The organism is Streptomyces capoamus (genome assembly GCF_014654935.1).
GTDB classification, from domain to species: domain Bacteria; phylum Actinomycetota; class Actinomycetes; order Streptomycetales; family Streptomycetaceae; genus Streptomyces; species Streptomyces capoamus.
In genome coordinates this window covers 255,854-264,463 of record NZ_BNBF01000009.1, presented here as the reverse complement: position 1 = coordinate 264,463, position 8,610 = coordinate 255,854, and the positions used below count along the sequence as shown (strand labels likewise).

The 8,610-nt window shown below is 69.6% G+C and carries 9 protein-coding genes; 5 read left to right on the top strand and 4 right to left on the bottom strand.

The window, feature by feature from the left end; genetic code table 11:
- The 3 genes from IE312_RS17135 to IE312_RS17130 form a co-directional block, all read right to left on the bottom strand.
- Positions 1-638, bottom strand: a 638-nt coding sequence (locus tag IE312_RS17135; RefSeq protein ID WP_229899944.1) for a TauD/TfdA dioxygenase family protein, incomplete at its 3' end; no start/stop codon positions are given.
- Between the two features lie 622 nt (positions 639-1,260).
- Positions 1,261-1,671, bottom strand: a complete 411-nt coding sequence (locus IE312_RS40490; protein ID WP_229899942.1) for a vanadium-dependent haloperoxidase — start codon at positions 1,669-1,671, stop codon at positions 1,261-1,263.
- Positions 1,611-2,501 (bottom strand): phosphatase PAP2 family protein, encoded by an 891-nt coding sequence (locus tag IE312_RS17130; protein ID WP_229899940.1) that lies wholly within the window; start codon positions 2,499-2,501, stop codon positions 1,611-1,613. The genes IE312_RS40490 and IE312_RS17130 overlap by 61 nt, the downstream gene beginning before the upstream one ends.
- A 438-nt stretch (positions 2,502-2,939) precedes the next feature.
- Between IE312_RS17130 and IE312_RS17125 the strand changes: the two genes are divergently transcribed.
- The 5 genes from IE312_RS17125 to IE312_RS17105 all read left to right on the top strand — a co-directional run bounded on the left by IE312_RS17125 (position 2,940) and on the right by IE312_RS17105 (position 7,307).
- Entirely contained in the window at positions 2,940-3,863 is a 924-nt protein-coding gene (locus IE312_RS17125) for an LLM class F420-dependent oxidoreductase (protein WP_189982665.1), read from the top strand.
- Positions 3,864-3,936: 73 nt separating this feature from the next.
- Entirely contained in the window at positions 3,937-4,761 is an 825-nt protein-coding gene (locus IE312_RS17120; RefSeq protein ID WP_189982662.1) for a DUF1684 domain-containing protein, read from the top strand.
- An 898-nt stretch (positions 4,762-5,659) separates the two neighbouring features.
- Positions 5,660-5,881, top strand: coding sequence for a peptidase inhibitor family I36 protein (locus IE312_RS17115; RefSeq protein WP_189982660.1), 222 nt, complete (start codon positions 5,660-5,662; stop codon positions 5,879-5,881).
- 1 nt (position 5,882) lies between these two features.
- A complete protein-coding gene (locus IE312_RS17110; protein WP_189982658.1) occupies positions 5,883-6,839 on the top strand; it encodes a hypothetical protein in 957 nt (318 codons plus the stop codon).
- A 75-nt stretch (positions 6,840-6,914) separates the two neighbouring features.
- Positions 6,915-7,307 (top strand): hypothetical protein, encoded by a 393-nt coding sequence (locus IE312_RS17105; RefSeq protein ID WP_189982655.1) that lies wholly within the window; start codon positions 6,915-6,917, stop codon positions 7,305-7,307.
- A 321-nt stretch (positions 7,308-7,628) separates the two neighbouring features.
- Here IE312_RS17105 and IE312_RS40485 read toward each other — a convergent pair.
- Positions 7,629-8,610: cryptochrome/photolyase family protein (locus IE312_RS40485; RefSeq protein WP_502266974.1), on the bottom strand; the 982-nt coding region annotated here is incomplete at its 5' end.

Genomic DNA, 8,610 nt, shown 5'->3' with positions numbered 1-8,610 from the left:
GCCGATTCGCTGTTCGACAGGCCGACGATGCGCTTCGCGAAGCCGCCGATGAACAGCCCGCGTTCACCCGTCAGCGGATGCACGCGCACCACCGGGTGCTCGGCCTCGTAGGGCGTCGAGACGAAGACGCGGTCGTACTCCTGCCGCTGTGCCGTCGCGGCCGAAGGGCGGGCGTAGTCGTACTGGTTGGTGTGTACGACGCGCAGCGAGTCCGCGAGGGCGCGCAGCGGTTCGGGCAGGTCGCGGTAGGCCGCCGCGGCGTTCGCGATGAGCGTCTCGCCGCCGTACGGGGTGGTCACGACCGACCGCAGTGTGGTGGCCTGCGGCGGGTTGACCACGAAGGAGACGTCCGTGTGCCACTCGTTGGCCTTGGACGTCTCGCTGTCGACGGCGAGCACGTGCGTCGTACCGTCGGCGGCCGGCACGTTCGGGTGGGCGGTGGTCAGGTCGCCGAACCAGCCGGCCACACGCTCCTGACCGGCGTTGTCGAGGTTCACGTCGTCGAACACGATCGCCTTGTGCTCGTTGAGGGCGTCACGGAGCGCCGTGACCGTCGAGGGGTCGGGCGGCGCGGTGAGGTCGACGCCCTCGACGACCGCGCCGATGCGGCCGGTGAGTTTGCGGATGGACGGAGGCATGGGGAGACCCTCCCGGGCAGACGGGCACGCCAAGGGGTGCTGGATATCGGGGCGTTGGGTGAATGGACGGGTACTGCGCAGGACTGGTCGACCACACGCGGAACCCTGGGCCGGGCGGACCGGAGAGAAGAGCATGTGGCCGCAGGACCGCTACAGCCGCGTGCTCGGCGACCGCGTCGGCGTGCGCGAACAGGCTCCCGGCTCACACGAGGGGGACACGAGGAGGAGAGGAGAGGGGGAGCCCTCAGGAGGTGGAGACGACGATCCCGCGGGGAGACATCGCGGTGTCGGCGGCTTCACAGCGTTGCTGCCGGGCACGCGCCATGGGCGCACACCGGCCGCCGCCGGGGAGTACTTCCCGGGTCAGCGACAACAAAACGCGCTGGAGACGTGCGCCAGATCGATGTGGCGCCGCCGGGTCAGGTCCACGCGCGGGTTCATGGTTCGGGAGTTCAGCAGATGTCCACCAGGTCGGTCAAGAACTTCCCGGACCGGTCTTGCATCGCGGACACGGAGAACGTCTCCGCATCTTCGGGACGCGCTCACGCCACCGGCACGGCGTGACGCGGCGGCGGCGTTCGAGTGAGCGCCGCCGCCGCGATGCCGGTGCGTGCGCGGAGGGTCAGCGCGGAGCGAGGAGTCGTCCCGTGTTCCGCAGGACATATCGTGCCACGTTCGTGCCGAGCGTGATCCCCGCCTCGTCGGCCGACCGGGTGTGGATGCCGGAGAAGACGCGCGCGTCGACGTTCTCGTCCGAGAGTTGCCGCCAGGTGGTGTAGGTGCGGGTCACGCCCGGCGCGGTGGGGCTGGTCAGTGCGAACGGAGCGGTACGCGGGCCTGCGAGTGCCGACAGGACGGTCTGCGCGGCGCCCGCGTAGGTGTTGTGGCCACTCGGGTAGTCCGGGTGCGCCGGCGTGGTGTGCAGCGGCGTCCAGTCCGGGTCGGGATCGATGGTGCCGGTGCGGATCGCGGTCACGGGACGCCAGCGTTCATGGGCGTACTTGCTGTCGGAGGTGGCGATCTGCGTGTCCACCAGCGCCACGTGGAACAGCGCGACCAGCCGCGCCTGCCCGGCGATGCCCTGGTCCGAACGGGAGAGCGCCACACGAGGGGCTCGGTGTAGAGGGTGAGGGAGGAGCCGAGCCAGAAGGTGGCGGTCTCGGTCTGGCGGGCACTGCGCACCGTACTGTCGACGGCGCCGTACGCCCGTACCTCCGCGAGGTCGGCGGCATAGCGCCGCGAGTCCAGAGCGGGCGGCGGGCCGAGCCGGAACTGGCTCTGCGTCCTGAGCAGGAACGGCTTGGCGAGACGGTTGCCGTACTGGGCCGCGGGCGCGTAGTCGGGTGGCGTCGGCTGCCACACGCCCGGGGCCGCGGGCTTCACCGGATAGCGTGCGTTGACCGAGGCGGGGTCGAGTCCGTCGCCCTGCCTCGACGCGAGGACGAGGTCCGCCTGCCGCTCTCCCGCCGTGACGCCTCGCTCTTCGGCCGGGCCGTCGGGAATCGCGTCGAGAGTCTCCTTGAACTTCGCATCGAGCTGCTCCGTCCGGCTCGGGGCCAACGACACCAGCGCGCGGTGCACGGCCCCGGCGAGCGCCGCCTCCCCATAGGCACCGCGGTCGACACCAGCGGGCACGCTCCGGGTGGCCCGCGCGGCTGCGAGCCAACTGATCGCCCATGTACGGCTGTTGGTTATCTGAGTGGGTTCCCCGGCCGTCGCGATGGTCTCGGCTGTCGCGTCGTACCAGGCGAGAGCCGTGGACGTACGGTCGGCGGCCGAGGCCTGCGGAACGGCGACGGACGCGGTCAGCAGCACGGCCGCGCCCAGGACGACGAGGGCGGGCCGGGTTCCGGTCGAACTCACGTGTTCTCCTTGGGCTTCGATGGGTGGGCGCTCACAGGTGCGGCACCCGCGCCACGGGTGGGGCGCCTCACAGCTACGTCCGGAGAGCGGCTGGTAGAGGACGAGAGAAGACTGCGGGCCGGGAGAGAGGAGCGGGATCGCGAGCCGTCGAACGGCGATCAGCGACAGACCTGGTCGAACTGGTCGGCGCGGCGGCTCACCCAGAACGGGTCGAGCAGCACCGTGTGTGCCCTGTCAGTGGCCTCCATGGCCGGATCAAAGCACAACGGGAAAGACGCGTCCACCATGCGTCCCGGCGGACGAGGTGCCCCTCCGCCGTGTTCGACCTCGCCGTACCTCCGCCGTCCGTCCTTCCTCGGGACTGAGTACACATGACTGACAAGAAGCTGTCACAGACGGACCGGAATGCGGGCCCGGCCGAGGCCCGTTCTGACCGACATGACTGTTGGAGTAGCGCTCAACGCGTCCGACGCGCCGAACCAGGTCGACGCCACCGTCCAACTGGCCCAAGAGGCAGCCGACTTCGGTGTCACGTCGGCCTGGTTCGGGCAGACCTTCGGCGCGGACTCGCCCCAGCTCGCGGCGATCGTCGGGCGCGAAGTGCCCGGGCTGCAGGTCGGTACCTCCGCGATCCCCGTCTTCGGCCGGCACCCACTGCTCGTCTCGAGCCAGGCCCAGACCGCCCAGGCCGCGACCCACGGCCGCTACCACCTCGGTCTCGCCCTGGGCACGAAACTGCTGACGGAGACCGGCTTCGGCCTGCCCTTCGAACGCCCCATCGCCCGCCTGCGTGAATTCCTCACGGCGCTACGGCAGTTGACCGAGACCGGCACAGCCGACTTCCACGGCGAACTGCTCACCGCGGCCACCCCGCTCCCGGCGCGGGTACCGGGTGCCGAGAGCGGTGTCCCCCTGCTGGTCGCCGCGATGGGGCCGCAGGCATTGCGGGTCAGCGGTGAGCTGGCGGACGGGATCCTGCCCTACCTGGCGGGCCCGCGCGCCCTCGCGGACCACATCGTGCCCGCCCTGACCGCCGCGGCCGAGGCCGCCGGCCGCCCCGCGCCCAGGATCGTGGCCCTGGTACCCGGCGTGGTCACGGACGACGTCGACGCGGTGCGGGCCAGGGCCACCGAGAACCTCGCCTTCTACGAACAGTTCCCGTCCTACGCGCGAGTCATCGAACTCTCCGGTGGCCGTCGAGCCGCCGACCTGGCCGTGATCGGCGACGAGAAGACGGCCGAGGCCGAGGTACGCCGTTACCGCGACGCCGGCGCCACCGAGGTCGTGTTCTCGGGCACCGAGATCGCGGGAGAGGCCGACCGCCGACGCACCTGGCGGCTCCTCGGCGAGCTGGCCCGCTGAACGAGCCGGTCGAACCGACGGCCCGACCGGCCCCCCGACCCCGTCCCCCGCACCCCGTGACGAAGGAGAACCCATGACCACCGAGGCCACCACGACCGATCTCCATGCCTTCACCGAGAACTGGCTGGAGTGGTACCGCGCCCAGGAGGCGCGGCTCGCCGCCCCGCACGGTTTCCTGGCGATCACCGGCCTGCACTGGCTCGACGACCGGCCCCAGCGCTTCCCGGACGCACCCGGTGCGTGGCGCACCGGCCCCGACGGGGTCGTCGTGGACCTCGACGACGACGAGGAACTGCTCGTCGACGGAGTGCCGGTGCACGGTGAACACCGCTTCGGCGTGCTTCCCGAACGCGGCGGCGTCGACGCCGTCTGGGGAGACGCCGTCATCGAGATCGCCAGGCGCGGCGGGCACGACATCGTGCGCCCCCGGCACCCGGACGCGCCACTGCGCACGGCCTTCACCGGAACGCCCGCTTACGCCCCCGACCCTCGCTGGGCCGTGGCGGGTCGTTACGTCCCCTTCGACGTGCCACGACCGACCACCGTGGGCGCCGCGGTGGAGGGCCTTGAGCATGTGTACGACGCCCCGAGCAGGGTCGAGTTCGAGCTGGACGGGCGTCCGCTGTCGCTGACCGCGTTCCCCGGCCATGGTGCGGGCCGGCTGATGGTGCTGTTCACCGACGCGACCTCCGGGGTCACCACCTACGCCGCCAACCGGGTCCTCGCCTTGGAGCCGCCCGCCGCGGACGGGACGGTCGTCCTGGACTTCAACCGCGCCGCGAACCTGCCGTGCGCCTACACGGACCTGGCCACCTGCCCGCTGCCCCCGGCCGAGAACCGGCTGCCGGTGGCGATCGAGGCCGGCCAGAAGATCCCCCGGGAGCGCGGCGGTTCCTGAGCCGGGGTCGGCCATCGACCGACGGCAAGATCGCTGACCCCGCCGCAGCCCTAGGGTTTCGTCCGACCGTCACTCAACCGGGCCTGAACGGGTTGGCAATGAGCACCGGGCTGCGCCTGTGGGGCTGCTCGTCACACCCCGCTCTCACACGCCCGTCACCGACTGGGCCGACTCCACCGGACCAGCATGCGCTGCCTTGCATCACGCGCTCATCTTGGACCGGCCCGGAGGTCCACGGTCCATGTGGATTCACCGGGCCGCGGACGTGCTCGGCAAGGCTCAATGAGGTGAGAAGTCGTCATTCTCTTCACTCATCCGGTACGCCACTTACTCATCCACCTCACAGGAAAGACGCAGCGCAGACGCAACACCGAGGGTGGACGAAGACACATCAGGTCGAGAGCTGTTTCTTGCCATGCGCCCGTCACCCCTGCTGGTCATCCGATGAGCCCGGTTACAGTGTCCGAGCCACGGACGGATTGGACCAGACCACCCATGCTCCGGCTGCGGCTGACCCAACGCGCCGGGGAAACGCGTCAGAACGGTCACGCCCTCCGGCCGTATCCATAGACGACGGGGGAACTTCATGCGCCGGTACTCATCGGCCGTAGCTCTCGCGGCTACCGCTGTCTGCGTCATCGCCATCGGTACAGCTCAGCCGGCGGACGCAACGCCAACTTCGTACGTCCACAACGACTGCACCTCCAGTGACAGAGGCCATCCGACCCACTGCTTCCGGATCCACTACAACTCAAGGTCGGAGACCACGACCCAGTCCACCAGCGCCTGCCTGGCCACCCGCCACTCACGCTCAAGCGAGTACGGCTACTCGCCCAACGGAGGCGCGTCCCTCATCCGGTTCGTCTTCTACGACTTCCCCTCTGAGGTGTACGGCGGCATGCCGTTCCCTTGCGGTCACAGCAGCGGAGACGGCGACGGGCAGGGCGTGTTCAACAGTGCCGCCTCCGCATGGAACCAGGACCCCTATGCCGCCTACTCGGTCTATTCCCAGACGGGCTACAGCGGTGAGAGCAAGTGGTACCCGAAGGCCGATGGCTACGCCCGCAACCTCGGCTCCGGTCTCAAGAACCACAACGGCGCCCACAAGAGGTACAGCTGATATGCCGACGACACGACACACCCGCACAGCAGCTCTTGCCGTGGCGACAGCGGCTCTTGCTCTGACCGCCGCGTGCGGCACCCAGCACGGAACCGACGCCGCCGGCGAGGGACACAGGGCAGGGAACCATGCGCCCGCCCTGCCCGACGCGAAGGACCGGGCTGCTTGGCCAAGACCAAACGTCGAACACGGCTTGGCCAAGGGCATGCGACTGCCGCTCGAAAGCTACATGCTCGGCTATCCGGCCGTCGTGGACGTCGAGAACGCCAGAGATATCGTCAAGCAGCAGTGCATGCAGCGCCTCGGATTCCAGTTCACGCCCAATCCGTCCGGCACACAGCCAGCAGCTTCCTACGATGCGATCAACATGGAACGCCGCTACGGCATCACCGATCCCGCGAAGGCCGCCGCGCACGGATTCGCCTTGGCCCAGAACGTCGGTGACCCGAGCGAGACAGAAGAGGACGCCGAGCTCGCGCGGGAAGACCAGGAGTCCTCAGTGGAAGGCTGGGACAAGGCGATGAACGAGACGTGTATCCCCGAGGCCAACAAAACGGTGGGCGTGCTGTTTCCCACCGACGTTGCCGGAGACCTCGCCGCACAGTCGCTCAAGGCCACCCGCGAACAACCGGTTGTGCAGCGCGGCCTCGCAAGCTGGTCCTCCTGCATGGCAGGGCGCGGACACCAGGTGAAGAGCCTCGACGACGCCGAGGGCCGGTTCGCCCGGCCTGAGGGTGCTGGGGCTCAGCCTCAGAAGGCAGAAGTGTCGATGGCCACCGACGATGTGGCCTGCAAGAAGACTGTCGGGCTGGTGGCCACCTGGTACAAGACGGAAACCGCCTACCAGATCAAGCAAATCGAGGAACACAGGGAGGAGTTGGAGGCTGAGAAGGCCCACGATGCCGGGCTGGTCAAGAAGGCGCGCGCCGTCTTGGCACGCTACAAGACGGCGCGCTGAGCCGTCCTGCCGTCAGGTATCGGAAGCAAAGATCGAAGTGCTGTGAACCGTTCTTCGGCAGGACAGTAGGGAGACATGGTGGTGGCCAGGAGGACTGTCGTTGTCTGGCTCGCGGCTGCCGCCATCGTCTTCGGGGCGGCTGTCTGGCTCGCGCACCGCATCAACTCTGACACTCGGCCAGACGCCGACCGGGCGGAGTCCGTGCGGATCACGGACTCCGGCGTGGAGTACGAGCACGGCAAGCAGGTGTTCAGCGCCAGTTACACCATTCACAACGACGAGCACCATGCGGTGACGTACACCATCGTGTTCGACTTCGAGGACGGGGTCACTAAAACGGTGAGCTGGCGTGTCGGCCCCGGTATGTCTGTCCAGCGCACCGTCAGCACTCCGTGGGAGAAGCCACACCCCTGGGGCGACGGCACGCCCTCCGAGGTACGCATCGCAGAGGTCACCACCTCTGAGTGACCCGCGGAGCTGTTCACCGGGCTCCTAGCGCGATTTCACCGCAGCGCTCCCCAACTCCCGCCGCACCGAGAAACTGCCGGGGACATAGCTGCCTCGACCCCCATCGCCGCTGACTGAATCACGGTGCCGCTCGCGCCAGAGGCCATCGCGGCCCTCGCCGCCGGGGTCTCGTGCCCCCAGCACCACCCGGTGCTTCGTACGGTGCGGCGGCAGCGACAACGGCGCCCGGGCTCACCCACTGGGGGTGGAACCTTCGCCAGGCAGCGCACCGGGTGTTCGACCGACCGGTCCGCGGTGCGGGTGCGGGGACGTCGGCCGTGGTCAGGGTGGGTGCTCGTCCCAGCGGTGGTTGGTCCTCAGCACCTGGTCCGCGTCGGTGAGGCGGTCCAGGCCCTGGACCGCGCGAGAGGTGCGATGGTTGGCGGCCAGCAGCGCGCGGTGGCGGTGGACGAAGGACCAGTACCCGGTCGTGTAGGGGCAGGCCCGCTCCCCGGTGCGGTCACCGGGCCGGTACGAGCAGCCGTCGCACAGGTCGCTCATGCGGTGGATGTACGCCCCGCCCGAGGTGTACGGCTTGGTGGTCATCCGGCCGCCGTCGGCGTACTGGGACATCCCGGTGACGTTGGGCAGCATCACCCAGTCGTATCCGTCCACGAAACAGCGGTGGAACCAGTCGGTCACCCCTCGAGGATCCCAGCCGCGCTGCAGGGCGAAGCTGCCGAGGACCATCAACCTGGGGATGTGGTGGGTCCAGCCGGTGTCGCGTACCTGGGCGAGCACGGTGGCCAGGCACCGGGCGGTCACCGCGTCGGCGTCCAGTTCCAGGAACCAGTCCGGCAACGGGGTGCGGTGGTGCAGGGCATTGAGCTGCCGGTACTCCTCGCCGAAGTACCAGTACAGCTGCCAGACGTATTCGCGCCAGCCCGCGATCTGCCGGACGAAGCCCTCGACGCTGTTGACGGGTGCACGGCCGGTACGCCATGCGTTCTCGGCGGCGGTGACCACCTCGAACGGGTCCAGCAGTCCGAGGTTCAGGGACGAGGAGAGCAGACTGTGGCTCATCACCGGGTCGGCGGCGAGCATGGCGTCCTCGTGCGGGCCGAAGCCGGCCAGCCGGTGCTCGGTGAAGCGGCGCAGTGCCGCCAACGCCTCGCGGCGGGTGGCGGGGAAGCGGCGCGGGGCGTCCCGGCCGGCGAACCGGATGCCCTCGTCCCGCTCCCAGCGGTCCAGGTCCGAGCGGACCTCGGCGTCGATGTCGTCCTCGCGGGCCCGGTACGGCTTGGGTGCGCCGAGCGTGGGCGCG